Origin of the sequence: Bacillus sp. PK3_68 (assembly GCF_003600835.1) — a bacterium.
Classification (GTDB): Bacteria; Bacillota; Bacilli; order Bacillales; family Domibacillaceae; genus Pseudobacillus.
The window spans coordinates 3814286-3835023 of the sequence record NZ_NQYC01000001.1 but is presented as its reverse complement, the minus strand read 5'-3'; the positions used below and the strand labels follow the sequence as shown (position 1 = coordinate 3835023).

Annotated in this window: 15 protein-coding genes and 2 pseudogenes; 3 read left to right on the top strand and 14 right to left on the bottom strand. The window is 41.2% G+C overall.

Annotated elements, in window-relative coordinates; all coding sequences use genetic code 11:
- Positions 1-18: 18 nt before the first annotated feature.
- The 9 genes from CJ483_RS19240 to CJ483_RS19200 all read right to left on the bottom strand — a co-directional run bounded on the left by CJ483_RS19240 (position 19) and on the right by CJ483_RS19200 (position 9197).
- The gene (locus CJ483_RS19240) at positions 19-768 is read right to left on the bottom strand and encodes an SDR family NAD(P)-dependent oxidoreductase (protein ID WP_259455719.1); all 750 of its coding nucleotides are present in this window, start codon (positions 766-768) and stop codon (positions 19-21) included.
- Positions 769-787: 19 nt separating this feature from the next.
- Entirely contained in the window at positions 788-1987 is a 1200-nt protein-coding gene (locus CJ483_RS19235) for a dipeptidase (RefSeq protein WP_120036700.1), read from the bottom strand.
- Positions 1988-1993: 6 nt separating this feature from the next.
- Positions 1994-3271, bottom strand: coding sequence for a Rieske 2Fe-2S domain-containing protein (locus tag CJ483_RS19230; protein ID WP_120036698.1), 1278 nt, complete (start codon positions 3269-3271; stop codon positions 1994-1996).
- Positions 3272-3341: 70 nt separating this feature from the next.
- The gene (locus tag CJ483_RS19225; protein WP_259455821.1) at positions 3342-5228 is read right to left on the bottom strand and encodes a XylR N-terminal domain-containing protein; all 1887 of its coding nucleotides are present in this window, start codon (positions 5226-5228) and stop codon (positions 3342-3344) included.
- Between the two features lie 34 nt (positions 5229-5262).
- Positions 5263-5574: a hypothetical protein gene (locus CJ483_RS19220; RefSeq protein WP_120036694.1), complete on the bottom strand. Its 312-nt coding sequence runs from the start codon at positions 5572-5574 to the stop codon at positions 5263-5265.
- Positions 5528-5914: a riboflavin kinase gene (locus tag CJ483_RS19215; protein WP_120036692.1), complete on the bottom strand. Its 387-nt coding sequence runs from the start codon at positions 5912-5914 to the stop codon at positions 5528-5530. Before CJ483_RS19215 ends, CJ483_RS19220 begins: the two co-directional genes overlap by 47 nt.
- 72 nt (positions 5915-5986) lie before the next feature.
- Positions 5987-7066 (bottom strand): LLM class flavin-dependent oxidoreductase, encoded by a 1080-nt coding sequence (locus CJ483_RS19210; RefSeq protein ID WP_120036690.1) that lies wholly within the window; start codon positions 7064-7066, stop codon positions 5987-5989.
- A 299-nt stretch (positions 7067-7365) separates the two neighbouring features.
- Complete coding sequence (locus CJ483_RS19205; RefSeq protein WP_120036688.1) at positions 7366-8070, bottom strand: N-acetyltransferase; 705 nt, start codon at positions 8068-8070, stop codon at positions 7366-7368.
- A 17-nt stretch (positions 8071-8087) separates the two neighbouring features.
- Positions 8088-9197 (bottom strand): mandelate racemase/muconate lactonizing enzyme family protein, encoded by a 1110-nt coding sequence (locus CJ483_RS19200; RefSeq protein ID WP_120036686.1) that lies wholly within the window; start codon positions 9195-9197, stop codon positions 8088-8090.
- Between the two features lie 106 nt (positions 9198-9303).
- Between CJ483_RS19200 and CJ483_RS19195 the strand changes: the two are divergent.
- Positions 9304-10568, top strand: a pseudogene (locus CJ483_RS19195) (transcriptional regulator).
- 49 nt (positions 10569-10617) lie between these two features.
- Here the strand turns inward: CJ483_RS19195 and nhaC are convergent.
- Positions 10618-12039, bottom strand: coding sequence for a Na+/H+ antiporter NhaC (nhaC, locus tag CJ483_RS19190; RefSeq protein ID WP_120036684.1), 1422 nt, complete (start codon positions 12037-12039; stop codon positions 10618-10620).
- A gap of 133 nt (positions 12040-12172) precedes the next feature.
- The gene (locus CJ483_RS19185; RefSeq protein ID WP_120036682.1) at positions 12173-13270 is read right to left on the bottom strand and encodes an amidohydrolase; all 1098 of its coding nucleotides are present in this window, start codon (positions 13268-13270) and stop codon (positions 12173-12175) included.
- Positions 13271-13975: 705 nt separating this feature from the next.
- Between CJ483_RS19185 and CJ483_RS19180 the strand changes: the two genes are divergently transcribed.
- Both CJ483_RS19180 and CJ483_RS19175 read left to right on the top strand, forming a co-directional pair.
- The gene (locus CJ483_RS19180) at positions 13976-14416 is read left to right on the top strand and encodes a helix-turn-helix transcriptional regulator (protein WP_120036680.1); all 441 of its coding nucleotides are present in this window, start codon (positions 13976-13978) and stop codon (positions 14414-14416) included.
- Positions 14413-15594: a macrolide family glycosyltransferase gene (locus tag CJ483_RS19175; protein WP_120036678.1), complete on the top strand. Its 1182-nt coding sequence runs from the start codon at positions 14413-14415 to the stop codon at positions 15592-15594. Before CJ483_RS19180 ends, CJ483_RS19175 begins: the two co-directional genes overlap by 4 nt.
- A 542-nt stretch (positions 15595-16136) precedes the next feature.
- Here the strand turns inward: CJ483_RS19175 and CJ483_RS19170 are convergent.
- The 3 genes and pseudogenes from CJ483_RS19170 to glnA all read right to left on the bottom strand — a co-directional run bounded on the left by CJ483_RS19170 (position 16137) and on the right by glnA (position 20709).
- Positions 16137-17401, bottom strand: a pseudogene (locus CJ483_RS19170) (ammonium transporter).
- 75 nt (positions 17402-17476) lie between these two features.
- Positions 17477-19327, bottom strand: coding sequence for an asparagine synthase (glutamine-hydrolyzing) (gene asnB / locus CJ483_RS19165; RefSeq protein ID WP_120036676.1), 1851 nt, complete (start codon positions 19325-19327; stop codon positions 17477-17479).
- A 47-nt stretch (positions 19328-19374) separates the two neighbouring features.
- Positions 19375-20709 carry a type I glutamate--ammonia ligase gene (gene glnA, locus CJ483_RS19160; RefSeq protein WP_120036674.1) on the bottom strand — a complete coding sequence of 445 codons (1335 nt, stop codon included), beginning with the start codon at positions 20707-20709 and terminating at the stop codon, positions 19375-19377.
- Between the last annotated feature and the right edge of the window lie 29 nt (positions 20710-20738).

The following is a 20738-nucleotide window of genomic DNA, read 5'->3' as shown; positions in this document are numbered from 1 at the left end:
TTAACCCCCTTTATTTGTTTAACGCATAAGCAAACCGCCATTGATATCGAATGTAGAACCAGTAACATAACCAGCTGCATCTGAAGCAAGATAAGAAACCATATCCGCTACCTCCTCTGATTTCCCAAATCGCTTAACAGGAATTCCTGCTTTCATTTTTTCTAGAACATCTGAATCCATTTTATCCATCTCTGGTGTTTCAATGGCTGCGGGCGCTACCGTATTGACCGTAATTCCTTGATCTGCCAACGATCTGGCAAATACTTTTGTTAACACAAGCTGACCTGCTTTGGATGCGCAATAATGCGCTCCAGAAGTCAGAGGGCCTGCCTGGCCGCCAAAAGATGAAATATTAATAATGCGCCCCTTTTGCTGTTTTTTCATTGTTTCCAATACAGCTTGAGAATAGAAAAACGTACCGCCGAGATTAACGGATAAGATAAGGTTCCATTCTTCTTCTGTAATGCCTTCAATCGCTGTTTCTTTGCGGACACCTGCATTATTTACTAAAATATCAATCCGGCCCCATGACTCCACAATCATTTTGACACTGTTCTTAACCGCTTGAACGTCTGCCACATCGACTGTTAAAAACATAGAATGGGAAGAATCATAGTCTGTTAGAAAAGAAGAGGAGCGTACTTCATTTAATAACTGTTCATTCACATCCACAAAAACGACTTTCTTTTCTTCCGAAAGAAATTTTTTCGCAATCGCCAGACCTAATCCTTGTCCAGCACCTGTAACAATAGCTACTGAGCTTTCCACTATTTGGTCCCTCCTTCCATCAGGTTAATACTTTCTTTATGACTTTCATCGTATTGCCTCCAGCTGCCTTGGCAATGTCCTTCTTTGAATAATGATTTTTTACGAGCCAGCCGATCATATTTTTCATCGCTTCCGACGGATTTTCTAATCCTTCTACATAGGAGGACTCTGTGAATTCTTCTCCGCTATGCGAAGCAGAAATGCCCAGCATGTTATCAAATGCATGCTGTAAGGCCACATGATCACCAAAGAATGTATCCGGCCCCATTCCAACATGATTGATGCCTACTAAATCAGCAATGTATTCAAAATGCTCCATGACAGAATGAATCGTGTGAGAAGGCGAGCTTTTCGTTAATGTCGTATTCGGCGCCGCGCATATTCCGATGACGCCGCCCTTTTCTGCACAGGCTTTCAATACATCGTCTGGTTTCATTCGAGGGGTATGCCATAAAGCACGGGCTCCCGCATGTGTCATTAAAACAGGGTCATCGCTTGTTTCGATGACATCCAGGCTCGTCTGATCTCCACAATGGGAAATATCAATTAACATACCAATCTGATTCATTCGCTTGATGACCCGGCGGCCAAAGTTAGTTAATCCGCCATCATGCTTCTCGACGAGTCCCGAACCGAGAGTATTGGCCTCGTTGTATGTAATGCCCATGCATCGAATGCCGAATCCATATAAAATATCCACCCGATCCACTTCATTTTCCAAAATGCTGGCCGCCTCTAAAGACGGCAGGAGTGCTACTTGCTTTTTTCTTTTAGCTTTTGTGAGATCGTTATAGGTGCTGGCGATATAAACAGTCTGTTGCTTTTGGATATCAGCATACCGAATGCCAAGCAAGTAAATAACATCCTGCCACTTCAGGCCATTTTTGGATGTAATAGTAGAAATGCCATCCATGAAATTTTCAAATATCACATCCACTCCCGACTTAGAAATTCCTTCATAATGAAAGGAGGTGTGCAAATCACTGCAATATGGGAGAATGTCTTTATACTGTCTTGGTACGATAAAACCGTGATCGCGCATCGAAACAATCGGATGTTTAGTGAAAATATCCTGTACCTTTTCTTCTTCCTCCACTGTGAGCTCTAAAGAGAAGAGCGGAACTCGATCGATCTCATCCGCCAAATCATACAGTTTATAGTCTTTGTTCGCTTCTAAATAACGGAATGATGTATAACCAGCAAATCTTTTCTCATTCATTGTGATTCACTGTTTCGCCGCCGCTTTTATGTTAAATTGCTCTTTCATCGGAAAAGCTTCCTGCCACGTCTTTTGGTTATCATCATATAGTCCATCGCTATATAGCGTTTTTAATGATGGATTATCCAATTGCATCGGTTTTTGGCCTTGTTGGAAGGCTTTTACCTGCTGAAGCAATAGCCTGCGCATATGAATAATTGGCAGGTCACTCGTTCCAAGATGTTCAATCGAGCGGTCAACAATGGGACCCATCGTTTCCGTAGCAGCATGATCTTGGTTGGCAATCCCGCGAATGCCAGTGAAATTGCCTGTTTTTTGCAGGCCGCGATCTTGACCATACTCATTTTCCATATTTATTTTTTTCCTAAACTCTTCATCTAATTGCAAGCCGCGGCGATCATGCTGCGCTTGAACATCAATGGCTCGGTCATGGGAAAATTGAACGTCCCAGGACCAAGTGCTGTAATCATCCCGGGGGATAAAGGCATGCCACATGCCATCTTCCCCACCGAATCTTGGCGGGTATGTATAGAATGGAAAAATATAATGGATTTCCATAAAAGCATTCTCTTCTTCTGTACCGATTCCAACGGCAATACAGCGTTTACCGTAATTTGCGTCTTCTACGGCCTGCTTAACCGGAGGATTTTTCACGAGAGGATGATCGGGATCGATCCCTAAATCACTGCTTAAAATACCTTCCTCTACTGTTTGCTTATTATGGGCTTTATGCAGGAACGCGGCATGGACAAAATCCAAGTCATTTTCCATTACTTGGGCATAGTTGCATTCCTGCCAAACCCGTTCGACTAACTTATTTTCATTTGGAAGACTCATCCAATAAAATTCTGGAAATGGCGGCTGATCTTCTTGCGGTCCCATGTACGTCCAGATAATGCCGCTTACCTCTTCCACTGGATAGCTTTTTAGTTTGATAGATTGTCTGAACTTCCCATCCTTCGCTTCAGAAGGAATTTCTGTACAATCTCCATTTGTATCGAATTTCCATCCGTGATACATACAGCGAATACCACAGCCATCATTAATGCCAAAATATAAAGACGTGCCGCGATGCGGGCATCTTTCATCAATCAAACCTACTTTTCCTTCGGTGTCACGAAAAGCAACTAAATCTTCCCCTAACAATTTAACGCGTTGCGGCTTCCCATCCTTTTCTAATTCATCAGATCGTACAGCCGGAATCCAATATCTGCGAAACATTTCTCCCATCGGCGTACCTGGCCCTGTTTGAGTTAATAATTGGTTATCCTCTTTACTTAACATTTTTCTCCCCCTGCTGTTCGTTAATAATGGTTTTTAATACAATTGAGAACTCTGATGGCCATATCATCAACTACATATGGATCTTTCCAAGCATTAATAGAATCTGAAGAGCTAGTTGAATTTCAAACCGGCAGCTGGAATCTGCTAAGCTCAAATTGAGCAACTCCTCAATCTTTTGCAGCCGATACCTCATTCCACTAATGGAAATGGACATTTTTCTGGCTGTTTTATGTAAATTAAATTCATTTTGCGAATAATAAAACAGCGTAACAACAAGCTCTGAGTTTTTCTTTTGATCGTAATCCAAAATGGAATACAGTTTTTCCACAGCAAATGCTTCCAGTTCTTCTGGAGCCCTTGCACTTAAAAATAAAGTTAAATGCCCTAATTCACTCGCTAGGATTACCTTCGAACTGGAATATCTTACTTTAGCCAGCTCTACTGCTTTTTTCGCTTCTTCTATTTTTTTATGAAATTCTGAAACGTGGGTCGTTTCCTCGCTGATTCCAATATAGATTTGCTGATGTGTACCTCCAATCTTTTGAAGCAGCCTTTCCCCCAGTTTCTTAATGGTTATCCCTTCTCCATCAATATATTTTTTTGAAACAATCGCCTGTACGGTATTTAATTTGGGGAGCATCAAAGCATGGCTTCCATTTCTATTTAGTTCATGATTAAAAATATCTGTTAGTTTGTTGTATATTTTAAAATATTCTGAATTCAGCGAGGTCTTTTTTGTTTTATTCTCACTTTCTATTTCCATGTGAATAATATAATGGGGTTGCGTAATGTCATAGCCAAGCAAAGAAAGACGGGCATGTATTTCCTGAGGTTTTACTTCTTTATTATTGAGCAGCTGCTCTAATAAATCTCCTTTTAAGCGCTGCTCCGTTTCAACCGCTACTCGCTCATTTTGAATATATAAAGCAGCAGTAGTCGCTGTACGCTCAAGTAAATCTGTGTAGAAATCGTCGTTTTTCTGATTTAAAGCGATGGTAATATAGCCATAAATGTTATTTTTCATAATAATAGCTGTTGTTAGAAGCCTAAATGTTTTGTTCTTCAGTTCTCTCTCAATGACAGAGTGGTTTCTAAGCTCATCCTTAGCCTTCTTCTCCAGATTTTTCACCGTCATATATTGATCGAGTCCGGGGCTTACACTATATTGAGCAATGGATTCAAAGTCTTTGTTTTCAATCAGCACTTGGCAGCGAAGACTCTTTCCTAATATTTCAGCAAAAGCAGGCAGTCCTTTTTCTTGGAGCATCGCTTGTGTCAGGCTGCGGCTTAACGAATAGCCAATCTCTAATCTTTCTTTTTGCTGTTCCACTCTTCGATACATTTGATCGAGTTCAGCTGACATATCTTCATCTTGATAGTAAAGGAGATCTTCTTCGATTTCCTTCCCCCATTCTTCTACTGTTTTACCCACATAGCTGCAGTGGTCATCACCTTTTCCTTTACACTTTACTTCTTTAAAAATAATCTGCTTTTCCATGCATTCACTGGTGTATCCGCTGGCATAACCGACTAAATAGTAACAAACTGGTTCAATATGTTCCGAAAAATAGGCAAGATGCTGCTTGGCTTCATAGGAATCATTCCAGTATCCTGAAACATCAAATGTACCTTTTTTCATATCAACACGGAAGGTATCCGGATAAGAAAAGGCCCGCCCCGTTAACTGGTGCATTTTAGACCCGGCAATCAGCCATTCCAAAGCATCTTGCCACTGAATAGCCTCCTTCAATATTCTTGCTTCGTGAGCCCCACAATGATAACCGTATCTAAGCAAAAATCTTTTGGCCCTTTGGATGCCCAATGCATTAATTAAATCTCTGCGAAGCAATGCAATGGCATCTGCACTAGTAAGTGTTAGCTGTAATTCTTTCATTCTCATGCCAGGTCTTTCTGAGATGCTTATAAAGTGGTCTAAACTCAAATCGCTTGCTTTCATGGCCACAATATCACCCTCATTATTTTGTTTTTACTTATTTTAAACATTGATTTACAAAATAATAAAGGCTCTTCTTCACTCCGCCTTTTCCGAATTGAACATACATTTTTTTGGAATCCACCTTATTGACGGTATGAAAATGTTGCAAAAACTGCACCATAGTTTGCCGCCTCTGTAAAATGTTCGTCAATCCATAATCAAAAAACCAGCGGTCAATAACATTGAACACCCCCCGATTAATGGCATAATGCTCGCCACACCAGTCGACGAATTTTTTGTCAGGCAAATGAATAATCTGTTCAACTCGACACCCGGATGCCCGTTTTTGCAAATCGGCTACGTGCATAGGCAATATCCTCCTTTACTTGAGTAATTAAATCTTCCACAGAAGGAAACTTTTGCTCTTCCCTAATAAAGAAGGCAATTTCTGCCTCAATCATTTCACCGTATATTTGTTTATTAAAATCAAAAATGTGAATCTCTATTGAAGTGGGAAACTGGTCATGAAACGTAATCTTATTTCCGATATTCATGATGCCTGCATATCGTTCATTTCTAAGCCGTATAATGACGCCATATACCCCATTTAGTAATTTACAATGACAAAGAACATTGGCCGTTGGAAAACCAAGATGTTTTGCTTTTCCTTCTCCCTGAATGATTTTTCCTGTTATTAATTGGTTCACGCTTTGTCACTCCGTTCTTTTTGTTCAGGCTGCCTCAACACTTCCCTCTTCTTGAAGCAGCCTTCTATTTTGTTAGTAACGAACGAGTGCTTCTTCTTTATTTTCTTGAAAATGAGGCATAATTTGCTGGCTGAATAAATCTTGTGTACGGATTGTTTTCCAATGCTCCATTCCCGCATACGTACAGAGCAGGGCAATTTCCGATAAATCAGGGCAAGCTTCAATGACTTTCTTAACTTTTGGTTGAATTTCATCTGGAGATCCAACCCATACATACTCGTCATCAATTAATTTTTGATATGGAATATCCGCTAATGATTCTAAGGCGCCGCTAGCATAGAAGCCAAAGTCCTTTTTGATCATTTCTTCTTTAGGAGGAAGCTCTTTTGCCGGTGACACATTTCCTTTCATGAACTGTAAAATATATGGTTCTGCTTCTTTCCTGGCTCTCTCGCCGCCGTCATCGAGATATAACGCTTGAACGTAAACGATGTCTGGCGTATTTCCGTGCTCCTTGCATGACTTGCGATAAATATCAAGCTGGCCTAATACGTGCTCTAACGGCAGCATTGGGGTGATCAGTACCCCCCAGCCTTTTTTCCCGGCAAGCTCATAATTATGGTTGCTCGCTCCGCCTGTAAAAATTCTTGGTTTCTTCGTTGGGCGCGGAACTACTCTCACATTCTCTACGTCATAATACTTTCCGTGATAAGAGAATACTTCTTCTTCCAATGCTTTTTCGATAATTTCAAGCGATTCAACAAAGCGGCCTCTTGATTCTTCTAGCGGGATAGAGGCTTTAGGGAACACCCAAGCATGACCGCGGCCTACTGCAAATTCAAATCTTCCCCCTGTTAAAATATCTGTTACAGCGGCCTGGCCGGCAAACACCATCGGGTTATGCAATGGAAGTACATGTGAACAAGTTCTAAAACGAATATTGCTTGTATGCTGTGCCGCTGCTGAGTAAAGAGCCATCGGGTTCGCCGAAATCGAGAATTCTTCAAACCAATGATGTTCAAGTGTATTAAAGGTACTAAATCCCCGTTTGTCTGCATGCTCAATTTGTTCTAATATTTCTCTGTATACTTGCGCATGTGGCTTCTTATATTGTTCAGGGTTTTGCATCTCTACATAAATACCAAAATTCATTTTCTTCAGCCTCCAATAATTTAGTGAGAATTTACTGATTCATTTAAATGAATGAGAACGTTTTCAATATAATTGTTGAAATGTTCTGAATTACTTTCCGTATTCAAATAATAAAAAAATAAACGATTGCAAACAACAGCCTAATAAGTTTGAATATTCTAATTTTTTAACCCTTATCATGCTAATTCATATAAAAAACCACCTATTCAATCCTATTAGGAAAGAATAGATGGTTTGTCTGTAGTAAAAGCAACGCCCTACTCTATTAAATATTTATTACGCGATAGCAGCAGCAAATCTTACTGCACTTCTCTTCTAAATTCAACCCATTGTGTGCCTTCACGAGTTTCCATGCGGAAGCCCTTCCACCCTTGCTTAAGCAGCTCTTGCTGCCCAGCCGTGTCGTCCATTCGTCGTGTTGTGAATGTCCACTCTTTTTCGGCGCTGTCTTTCTTCAGTTCCTTTACAAAAACATAACGAAGCCGGCTGCCATACTTTTCTTTTAACGCAGCAATTTCCATTCCTTGAGCGAATTTGTCTTTTAAGCTCGGAATATTAAATGGCGCTACTGTACAGCAAACGTACTTGTACTTTGGCTCAAGTAGATCTAGCTCTTGCATGATGCAGGCAGCTAAAAGCTTTTGCAAGCCATTTCCGCGATAATCGGGGTGCACATTCGAGATTTCCTGATAAATTACACCTGGCAGCTCTTCTTCTGTCAATCCAATATCCCATCCGAGATGCTCCTCATCTATTGGCGGCACCAGTAACGCTCGGAAAGCAATCAATTTTTTGTTTGTAAACGCCCCAATCATCAAGCCCTTTCCCTCAAGGATATACTGAAATTCCTCATAGGAAAGCGGCTGCAATATCTCTTTGTTTTCCAAAGCTTCAATGACCGATTGCTGTAATTCTAAAATAGGCTCTATATGCTCCATAGATAGCCGCAAAACATTAAATGATTGATTGTTCGTACCTAATCTTCCCTCATGAATGACCCTCACTAAAATTCTCCCTTCTGTTAACAGACTGTCGCTTCAAAAACAGTTAGCTCCATTAATGTTTTTTCATCTACTTCGACACCAAGCCCCGGCTGTTCCGTTAATCTAATAAACGGAACATCATAATGAAGGTCCCCTACATCCTTAGAAAACTTTAAAGGACCTGTTAACTCAACACTTGTAATTACTTTTTTTGAAAAAGCAACATGGAATCCAGCGGCAGAACCGACAGACGATTCAACCATCGAACCAACTTGGCACTCAAGCCCGGCCATTTCGGCTTGATGGGCTAATTTTACCGCAGGATAAATGCCGCCGCACTTCATTAATTTAATATTTACTTTATCAGCTGCCTGTTTTTCAATGATCTCTCGCATTTCCCGGGGGCCTTTTAATCCTTCATCAATCATTAAAGGAATATCCGTCTTTGATCTGATAAATGCCATGCCATTGATATCATCCGCTAAAATTGGCTGCTCCAGCCAATCAAGATTTACTTCTTGAAGGGCACGCAGCGCCGTTAGTGTCATCGCGCTGTTTGTCCATCCTTGATTGACGTCTACCCGAATCGCAATATCCTCTCCTACTCTTGCTCGTACAGCTTTTATTCGTTCGACGTCCTTTTTGACGTCGTTTCCGACTTTCATTTTAAATGATCGATAACCTTGATCGGCCCTAGTGGCTGCTTCTTCTGCCATATAGTCAGGCTCGGCAATGCTTAATACGTGTGTGATTGGGAATTCATCGTGATAACGGCCGCCAATAAGCTGATAGACAGGCTGTTTTAGCTTTTTGCCGAGAATATCAAAACAAGCTATATCGATAGCCGCTTTTGCAGCTGGTGCTCCATAAACGGCCTTGTTCATAATATCGTGTATTTTTTCAATCTCCAGTGGGTTTTTTCCTAATACGGCAGGAGCTAGAGTATTTTTAAGCGTATAAAAAGCTCCCTCCCACGTTTCGCCTGTTACGTGTTCATCCGCTACAGTTTCTCCGTATCCTGTAATTCCTTCATCTGTTTCTACCTTCACAATAATAGATGGCATATAATCATAAGTATGATAGCTTACGATAAATGGAGTATGTAAAGGGAAATGTGTAGCGTATAAATGGATGGCTGTAATCTTCATCAAGTTTTCTTCCTTTCAGTTTACAATTGTTTTTTTTATTTGATATAGTTATCGTTAAATAGACGCTAAATAATAAAAATTTTTTATTCATATAGGAGCTGGAATTATGACCATTAAAATTGCTGTAATCGGTTCAGCTGATTTTATCCGTACTATTTCTTCTATAGCCCCCAAGTCGGAGAAGTTGAGATTGAGCCATATGTATATGATCGGCCAGAAGAAGCCACCGAGCTGGTCAAACGAGTAAAACCTTGCGATGTTTTATTTTTTTCAGGAGCTTTACCTTATTATTTTTCAAAGGAAGTTCACGAGTCAATGCCGATTCCCTCTCTCTATTTAGAACAGGATGAAACGGCTATTGCCATTTCTCTTCTTTCTCTTATCTCTCATAAACAGATTTCCATGGAGCGGATTTCCATTGATTTAACTGAATCTTCATTTATTAAAAACATCCTTGCTGATATCGGCTTTCGCAATGGCCCTCTTCATGTGATTGATTATGCGGATAAACTGCCCAATAAATTTGATATCAATGATATTGTCCATTTTCATTATTCCCGCTTTCAAGCTGGAAAAATAGAACTGGCGTTAACAAGTATTCATGCTGTGTATGACAGGCTCCAACAGCTAGGTGTTCCCGCCCAAAGAATGATCGATCCCGTTAAATCATTGATACATGGCTTACAAGATGCCAAAGCTCGAGCAGAATTAACCAAAAGCCAATCCGCTACAGTTGCAGCCGGCTATATTTCCTTAGAGAAAACAGAAGATGTTCAGGAAGAGCATTTAGAAGCGTTTGCGCATAAAATGAATGCTTCTATTCAACAATCAGCAGAAGCTGCTTTTTTGCTATATAGTACTCGCGGCGATGTTGAAATCATCATGAACAGCGACGATTTCTATGAATTCCTTCTCAAGTGGCAGAGCCCTGTAACAGTAGGCTTTGGATACGGATTGACAGCTGCCGAGGCCAGTCAACATGCAAAAATTGCAAACAGTTTTGCGGCCCATCATGAACATGAAAGCTGCGGATACATTCTAACAGAAGATAAAGAACTTCTCGGACCTTTTCCAAAAGAAAAGAAAACACAACGGTTAAAAAACGATCATCCGTCATTGCTTCAAATAGCAAAAGAAACAAAGCTGAGTCCTGCAAATATATCGAAGGTTATTCAATTTGGCAAATCCCGTCCATCTCTTCACTTTACAGCTGCCGATCTATCAGATTATTTGCAAGTCACCCGCCGGTCAACGGAGCGAATCTTAAAAAAACTCGTCGATCATGGCTTTGTTAAAGTTGTTGGTGAAGAAATGACTTACCAACAAGGACGGCCTCGCTCTATTTATGAACTGAATATCCCTATCTATTAATTGAGGGAAAGAAAAAGTTCACATAAAGGAACTTTTTCTTTCCTTTATTCTATTGATTTAATGTCGTTTCCTCTTGCTGTGCTAAGGCTAATTTCTCTTCATCTGTCAGCTTGACAATAGAGAATCCAGTTAACGCATAAATGATAGAAAGAATTGGCACCACGAAATTCAGTATCGCGTACGGCGCATAATCAAATGTATGAACACCAAGCGTTGCGAGTATGAACACTCCGCACGTATTCCATGGAATGAACACGGAAGTTAGCGTTCCTCCATCTTCAAGAGCACGCGAAAGATTTTTCGAATGAAGCCCTTTCTCTTGATAAGCTTTTGCATACATTCTTGAAGGGATAACAATAGAAATATATTGTTCGGAACAAGAAGCGTTTGTCGCAAAACAAGAAACCACCGTTGATGCCACAAGCGTTTTTCCTGTTCTTGCCAGCTTTAAAATTTGTTTGACAATGGCTTCAAGCATTCCTGTATACTCTAGAACTCCTCCAAAAGTCATAGCCACAATCGTCATGGAAACGGTATACATCATTGAATCTAAACCGCCGCGGTTAAATAAGTTATCAACCATCTCGTTTCCGGTATCAATAACAAAGCCGCTTTGCAGGGCAGCAATCGCCCCTGTAAAAGAGCCTCCTTGAATAAAGACTTGAGAGCCAAAACCGAGGATAATTCCGATAATAAGTGCAGGAATCGCAGGCACCTTTTTGGCTACCAACACAATAACGAGTAATGGAATAAGCATTAAAAATGGTGAGATGACAAAGCTATCTTGAAGCACCGTCATTGTTTGTTGAATGTCAGCTGTATCCATTCCGCTTTTACCAAAATCTTTTCCTAAAAACGCGTATACAGCTAACGTGATAATTAATCCCGGGAGCGTCGTATAGAACATATGGCGAATATGAACAAATAAATCCGTATTCGTTAAGCCCGCAGCCAAGTTCGTTGTATCTGAAAGCGGTGACATTTTGTCTCCGAAATAAGCACCAGAGATAACAGCCCCTGCAATCATCGGTGCCGGAATTCCCATGCTTAGGCCGATCCCCATGCCTGCTACGCCAATTGTCCCCATTGTAGACCAAGAGCTTCCGATCGCTAAAGAAACGACGGCACAAATGATCGTAATGGATACTAAAAATAATGACGGTGTAATGATTTTCAATCCATAATAAATCATCGTCGCTACAATGCCTCCACCGATCCAAGCCCCGATTGTCAAACCAACAAGCATAATAATAACGACAGCCGGAAGCGCAAGGCGTATCCCTTTATACATGGCTTCTTCAATTTCGTCCCACTTAAAACCTGAACGCCAGGCAACAAGTGCGGCTGTCGTCGTACCGACAATCAATGGAATGTGCGGTCCCTGATCTAAAGCTATTACTGCTATCGCCATGACAGTAATCATAACAGCCAGCGGAATAATGGCTACCCAAAAAGACATCTCTTTTTTCATTATCTTACCCCAATCCTTCTTTTTTTCGAAAACTTTCAATTGTCGCATAATAGACGTTAATAGGGTAATAATAACTGGTCAATGGCTGTACGTCAATTCGATTTTTTATTTTTTCACAAAAACTTTTGTTCTGCTAAGCCCTCTTAAGTGCTTCTGCCAAAATTTGCGCACCTGTATATAATACAGAGCGGTTAAATGTCATATGGGGATGGTGCAATCCTGGTACTAAATCCGCTCCCACACCGATCATCGTCGCTTTCACTTCCGGATGCTTAATCGTATAAAAATGGAAATCATCACTTCCAGAAGTAACGACTGGTGGGGCAACAGCCTGGTCTCCTGCTACATAACGAATAGCTTCCTCCGCAACAGATGCCGCTTCCTCTGATACTTCTGCTCCCGGAGTATAGTCAATCCAATTCGCTTCTATCTCCACACCATAGAGCGTTTTTAATCCTTCCAACCCTTCTGTCAAGCGTTCCTGAAGAACTCGCAATGTGTCATTTTTCTGAGCGCGTACATCAACAGAAAACTCAACCGTCCCCGGAATAATATTGACACTTTCTCCCCCGGCTACAATTTTTGTCAATTTAGCCGAATAGGTTTCGAATGGTGACAGGTAAATGGACTTGATCAATTGATGAAAGGCAACAATCACATCAATGGCATTTTTTCCTTGGTGAGGACGTGCTCCATGGGCATCTACTCCAATAATTTTTCCTTCCAGGAAAATGCCGGCTCCATGATAAATAGCAGGGGCAAATTGTCCAAATGAAAGCTCCTCTGCCGGACGTACATGCACACCAAAAAGATGTGTCACTTCTTCCATTGCCCCGCGTTCAATCATAGCGACCGAACCATTGCCTTTTTCCTCAGCCGGCTGAAAAATAAAGCGTATTCTCTTATTGAGTGGTTCATTTCGCAATTGAAGAAGGGCACCTAATACCATCGACATATGAGCATCATGCCCACACGAATGATTGGCTTGGAACACCCCATCCACTTCCTGCCATAATGCATCAATATCAGCACGGACGGCCACTGTTTGATCCCCTTCTCCAATTTCTGCAATGACCCCTGTTACATCAGAGAAGCGCCGGTAAGACACACCTAATTCATTTAAAATCTCCGTGATTTTTTGTGTAGTGCCCTCTTCTTGCCAACTCACTTCAGGGTGCTGATGAAAATAATCAAACCACTCTGCAATTTGCTCTTTAACTTGCAATTTCATAGACTTCTCTCCTTTTCAACTACGTATAGTACTTTAAAAATCAGTACTTTATCAGTCTGTATTGTATAGATATTTCGCTACCTTTTCAGCTTATTTAAATATTATGACCTTTTCAAGTCCATACTTTTGTTTGATGGACGAACCTTTCTAAAAAATGAGAACTTACATCATTTCATTTAAATCATTGAATAGAGAAAGGAAGACCTTTTTTGTAAGTTAGATTCATCGTAAATATCTCAAAGAAAAAAGCTTCCTAAATCCATCCGAGAAATTTATATTTAATTAGTTTAAAGGAGGGGTTAAATAAACAAATAAAAAATATATGAAGCAGAAAGAACACTCCCCGAGCAAAGAAGCATCAGGATGCTCTCTCGTTTGAGGAGCGTTAAGCAACAATAAAGGTGCTTAAAAAATAGTAAAGTTGTTTAAAAAACCCCAGTCATGCTATTCAGCAATCGGGCCATTTAGTGTTATATTCGATTGTTTCAAGTATGGGCATCGCTGTTTGTATCATCTCTTCGTTATCTAGAAGTAAAGTGGATGCGACTTAATTTATTTGAAGAGGCGATTCTAAGCTTTCCACTCGATAAGCTGCATAAAATGCATAAGTACTTTGCCACGATTTTTAACAAAAAATGTTCCGAACTGTTGATAGATTTCACCTTCAACCTTTTATATATTTAAACGTATGAGGAGATGAAAGACATGATTGGTATGAATATTCGTATTTTGCGTAAAAAGCATAAACTAAGTCAAGAACAATTAGCTGAGAAGTTAAACGTATCACGACAGACCATAGCAAAGTGGGAAAACGAAGAAGCCGTACCCGATATTTATAAGTGCAAGATACTTGCTGATATTTTTCAAGTAACCATGGATCAATTATCTCGTAATATGAGTGAGGAAGAGGTAAATCAGCTCGGGCCCAAAGGAAAGCAGTTCTTTGGTGTGGTGAAGGTAGGAGAACGGGGACAGATTGTGATTCCCAAACAAGCACGAGAAATGTATCAAATTCATGCTGGTGATAAGCTGATCGTTTTGGGAGAAGATGCGACAAAAGGAATGGCTATATTAAAAAGTGAGAGTTTCCTGGAATTTGCGGAGATGATCCGAAAAGCTGAACTGACGGAAGATGAGTCAGAATGAGCAAAATCGTATTTTTCTCGATACCCGCGCATGGTCATACTAATCCGACCATTCCAGTGGTAACCGAGCTAGTAAACAGGGGCCATCAAGTTTGGTACTACTCCTTTTCAGAATTTCAGGAAAAAATAGAGAGTGCGGGTGCCACGTACATTGCTTGTGATAAATTCTTGCCTCAATTATCACAAAAAGAATTGGCTCGTAAGGCTGGTAAAGATTTTGCGGCACTGATTGAAATGGTTGCTGATACGACCATTGCTTTGGATGAAAAGGTATGCAAAGAATTAAAGGCTATTCATCCAGATTGCATCGTATTCGACTCTTTATGTCTTTGGGGCAAACTATTTGCCCAAAAATTAGGAATCCCATATATTTGTTCGACTACTTCTTTTTCTTTTAATCAGCATACAACAAAACTGATGAAGCCGAGTTTCCTGGAGTTATGGAGAATGGTCGTGGGCATGCCGCGAATTAACAAAAAAATTCACTTACTAAAAAATCATAGTTATGAAGTAGAGAATTTTGTGTCGATTGTTCAAAACGATAATGAAACGGACACCATTGTTTATACGTCAAAAGAATTCCAGCCGATGGCTCATACCTTTTCTGAGCGATATGCTTTTGTTGGGCCATCCGTTAGGCAGTCTTCGCCGGTGCAGAGCGCTAAAAAAGATAAAAAGGTCGTCTATATTTCCCTCGGAACTGTACTTAATCAAAATTATGATTTTTACCAAAACTGTATCAAAGCATTTGCAAAGACGAACTATGATATTGTGATGTCAGTTGGTGAAAAAACTGAGATTTCTTCTCTTGGTAACATACCAGAAAATTTCACAGTAAAAAACTCCGTAGACCAGATATCGATATTACAGACGGCAGACGTATTTATTACCCATTGTGGTATGAACAGTGTAAATGAAAGTCTGTATTTCGGAGTTCCAATGGTTTTATTCCCGCAACATAGCGAACAAAAATTAGTGGCCGACCGAGTTGCCGAACTGGGTGCAGGATTGAAACTGAAGAGGACGAAGCCAAACTATTTAGCAACAGCAGTAGCTGAGGTGCTGACAAATTGGACATATAAGGGAAATGCACAGAAACTGTCAGAATCCTTTCGAAATGCCGGCGGTGCTGTAGAAGCAGCTAATGTGATTCTGACTAAAATTGGGGAGAAATCTTAATGGTTTTGTGGTTTTTTATGAAAATGCGCTTTATACTGGAACCAAACTTTAACAATCGGGCGTAACAATGGAATAATATTTAGATTTAAATGACTGTATTGTTATATTTTTAAGTAAAGTGAAGGATCTTATATTAGAAATGAAACAACTATATTTTATCCCCGTCCTAAATTTAGAACGGGGTTATGCTTGTTTGAGGTTTTAAAATAACTAAACTTATTGTCACCTTATAACTCGAAGGCTATAATCAATGCTTCACCAGACCATGCCGTTTCCAGCGGCATGGCTACTCCTTTGTCCAACGGATCATTTAGTCTTTTGCTAATATTTATTTTTTCTTTGCTGGCATTAACTAGATTGCATCTTCATCCTGCAGTTGTCATTATTCTTTCCGGTCTAGCCGGAGTGGCCCTGTACACCTAACAGCAGTATGGGCTCCCCCTCGCTAGCCATTCATCTGCATCTTACACCAGCACTTAACTGATGAGCTATAGTAGGCCCGTCCTCTATCGCTTTAATGGTTTATTCAACTAAATAAAAAGCTATTTCGCTAGCCTGTGCTCTTTCACTGTAAATGCTTCAGGATACCCGTAACTGCCATGCTCACTTAAATCCAGACCTACGAGCTCTTCTTCTTCCGTCACTCGTAGTCCATTCATCATTTTTTTCAGGACCACTAAAACAGCGAATGAAACAGAAAATGCATAGGCTCCTGATACAGCGATTCCCATTGCTTGTACAGCAAGCTGCGTTAGCCCGCCACCGTAGAGGAGACCGGGTTGACCAACAGTTGCTAGCTCTGGAGTGGCAAACAAACCGGTTGATAACGTTCCCCACACACCAGCAACTCCGTGGACTGAAAGAGCAAAGATCGGATCATCCACTTTTATTTTCTCAAAAAATCTTACACTATAAAATACTAGGATTCCAGCTACCAAACCGATAGCAAGCGCTGCCCACGTTTCGACAAAAGCACATGAAGCTGTGATGGCAACAAGTCCGGCAAGCGCGCCATTCAACATTGTTGGGACATTAGGTTTTCCACACACAATCCACGAAATGACTAAGGCACTAAATGCTCCTGCAGCCGCAGCTACGTTCGTATTCAGAGCGACAAATCCGAAAAAACCATCTTCCACTCCTAGTGTGCTTCCCGCATTAAAACCAAACCAGCCAACCCATAAGATGAGCACGCCCAAAGCAGTGAACACTTGATTATGCCCAGATAAGTTGTTAGCCGTCCCGTCTTTATTATATTTACCAATTCTCGGTTTTAATAGAATAGTAGCTGCAAGAGCAGCCATCGCTCCCGTCAAATGAACAACTGTTGAGCCGGCAAAATCTTGCTTTCCGTGCGCAGCCAGCCAGCCGCTCCCCATATCCAGTGAGCTACAACAGGGTAAATCACCGCTGAAAAAATAAGAGCAAAAGCCAGATAAACGGAAAGCTTAGCCCGCTCGGCAAATCCACCGAAAGCAATCGTCAGAGCGATCCCTGCAAATGCCAGCTGAAACATAAAAAATACGGCAGTGGAATAGCTTGTCGCCTCTACTTCATAACCGGAATAAAAAAAGTCAGACATCCCAATAAAAAAGTTGGCATCCTCCCCGAAAATAAAACCGTATCCTGCCGCCCAAAACACAATTGAAGCAATTCCAAACGTAAAAATCGTCTTTCCAGCGATGTGTCCCGCATTCTTCATTCGTGTTGATCCAGCCTCCAGCAAAATAAAACCGCCTTGCATTAAAATAACTAAAATGGTCCCTAGCATGATCCATACACTATTTAACCAATACAAATCATCCATTCACATTCCTCCTTTATTTCAGGTCAGCTCACCACTGCGGTAGTGCATGGGCACAGTGGGAACTGACCCTGTTTTTTAGTTATCAATAATATTAATGTTGTAATGTTCGAGCCATTCATTGATTTGAATAAGATGGGCAATGAGCTGCGGCCCTGTCATAAGCTGGCCAAACCAGGGCACTTTGAAGGAGGAACCATTTGAGTGAATAATGTCTGCCACTTTTGTTTTTGAGAGCAGTTCAAGAATAGGAGATGATGGAGTATCGATGATGTTCGTTAACTGTTTCTTTACCCGTGCTGTGTATTCTGGATGATAGGTTTTTGGGTAAGGGCTCTTTTTCCTGTAAAGCACATCATGAGGCAGCACTCCTTCTAAAGCGCGACGTAGAATTCCTTTTTCCCGCCCGTTCAGCATTTTCATGTTCCATGGAATGTTCCAGGCATACTCCACAAGCCGATGATCAGCGAACGGAACTCGCACCTCTAAACTCGCCCCCATGCTCATGCGGTCTTTACGCTCCAGCAGCGTTGTCATAAACCATGTCATATTCAAATAAAACATTTCCCGGCGGCGTGCTTCCAATGAGCTTTCTCCATCTAACTGAGGTGTTTCCCGAACAGTCTCTTCGTACCGGTCTCTTACATACTTTGTGAGATCCAGTCGCTGCTGCCAATGCGGAAGAAGCAATTGCTGCCTTTCATCTTGTGATTTCATCCACGGGAATCCTTTATCATTCAGCAACTCTTCTCGATAAAACCATGGGTACCCCCCAAAAATTTCATCTGCACACTCACCGGATAAAGCAACCGTAAAGCGCGGTTTAATCTGTTCGCAAAACCATAACAAGGAAGAGTCAACATCCGCCATTCCTGGCAAATCTCTCACTTTTACAGCATCCATTAAATAGTCAGCCAGCTGATCGTTTTGAATGACAGCCGCATGGTGGACCGCTCCTAAGTTCTGCTGCATCTTTTTAATCCACGGTCTGTCTTCATCAGGCTGGAAAGTGCTTGATTGGAAGTAATGATGATTATGAACATAATCAATCGAGTACGTGTGGAGTGCCCCATCGCCCTTTTCTTTAAAAAAGTCGGCCGCAAACTGGCTGATTGCACTCGAATCGACTCCACCAGATAAAAACGTGCAAACCGGTACATCAGCTGTCAATTGCCGTTCAACAGCGTCTTTTACAAGGAATCGAACTTGTTCCACTGTTTCTTCTAATGATTGATCGTGTTTTTTACTCATTACATTCCAATATCGCCAGATCTTCAATCCTCTCCGGGAATAAGTAAGCGCATGGGCTGGCCTTAGCTCATTGATTCCGCGAAAAACCCCCTGACCTGGAGTGTGGGACGGTCCTAACCCAAACACCTCTTGAAGGCCTTCTCTGCCTACCTCACTTTTCACTTCCGGATGGGCTAGAATCGCTTTCAATTCAGAACCGAATAAAAATGATCCATTCCCTTCCTTGTAGAAAAGCGGCTTCACTCCGAGACGATCTCTTGCAATAAAAAGCTGCTCTTTTTCTTCATCCCAAACAGCAAAAGCAAAAATTCCATTTAAATAATTTATACATTCCTCTCCCCACTCTATATAAGCCGTCAGCAGCACTTCCGTGTCGGAATGAGAGCGAAAAACATGACCTGTCTTCACTAACTCTTTACGAAGGTCTTCTGTATTATAAAGCTCTCCATTGTAAACGATTGTATAGTTTTTCTTATTTACCTCTTTTGCCATCGGCTGGCTTCCGCCAGCAGGATCTACAACAATAAGCCGAGTGTGACCGAAAGACACATGACGGTCGCTCCACACGTTCGAAGCATCTGGCCCGCGTCTCGCCAATGTATGTGCCATCTTTTCCACGATGAATGCCTGAGTTGTCAAATCCTGATGCCAATGAATCCATCCTGTTATCCCACACACTCGTGATCACTCTCTTCTATGAAGTTTTTCGGGGACAATCCCCACTTTTAATATTGTGTGATATACTGTTCGCGCTCCCATGGGTGCACTTGCGTACGGAACAAATCCCATTCAATTACTTTCGCTTCAATGAAATGCTCACACAAGTGAGGACCTAAAGCTTTGGTCATTATCTCATCCCCTTGAAAATTTTTAATTGCCTGGGCAAGAGTAGCCGGCAAATCAACAATATTGTTGTCTTCCCGCTCTTTTTTGGACATTCCATAAATATTTTGATCGACAGCTTCCGGTGGTGTTAATTGATTTTTAATACCATCCAATCCGGCTGCAAGCTGGACGGCCATTGCCAAATATGGATTAGCCGCAGGATCCACACTGCGCACCTCTACCCGTGTACTCATTCCTCGGGAAGCAGGAATGCGAATCAAGGGACTTCTATTTCTAGCTGACCAAGCTACATAACAAGGAGCTTCGTATCCAGGAACTAATCTTTTATATGAATTAACTGTCGGATTGGTGATAGCAGTGAAGTTTGGAGCGTGCTTCAAAACCCCAGCCACAAATTGTCTGGCAGTATCACTCAGCTCCAAATCTCCATTTTTATCGTAAAAAGCATTTTCCCCATCCCTGAATAAAGACAAGTTGCAGTGCATCCCAGAGCCGTTCACACCGAACAGTGGCTTCGGCATAAACGTCGCATGCAGACCGTGCTTACGGGCAATCGTTTTGACAACCAATTTGAATGTTTGTATATCATCACAAGCTTTCACAGCATCGGTATACTTAAAGTCAATTTCATGCTGGCCAGGTGCGACTTCATGATGGGAAGCTTCGATCTCAAATCCCATTTCTTCCAGCTCAAGCACAATATCACGTCGGCAGTTTTCGCCTAAATCTGTAGGAGCAAGATCAAAGTAGCCGCCACTGTCATTTAATTCAAGTGTTGGTTCTCCTCTTTCGTTCAACTTAAACAGAAAGAATTCTGGTTCAGGTCCAACATTAAAATTGGTGAACCCTAATTCTTTCATTTCATTTAGTATCCTCTTTAAATTGCTGCGGGGATCTCCCTCAAAGGGCGTGCCATCCGGATGATAAATGTCGCAAATAAATCTGGCAACTTTCCCTTTTTCGGCCGTCCAAGGAAAAATAACGAATGTATCTATATCTGGATACAAATACATATCTGACTCTTCAATTCGGACGAATCCTTCAATAGAGGAACCATCAAACATCATTTTATTGCTCAACGCTTTCTCTAGCTGCGATGAAGGAATCTCCACATTTTTAATCGTACCCAAAATATCTGTAAACTGCAGACGGATAAATTTCACATTCTCTTCCTGAACTAATCTAAAAATCTCTTCTTTGCTAAACTGCGCCATATTCTTCTCTCCCTCACGTTGCATTTTAT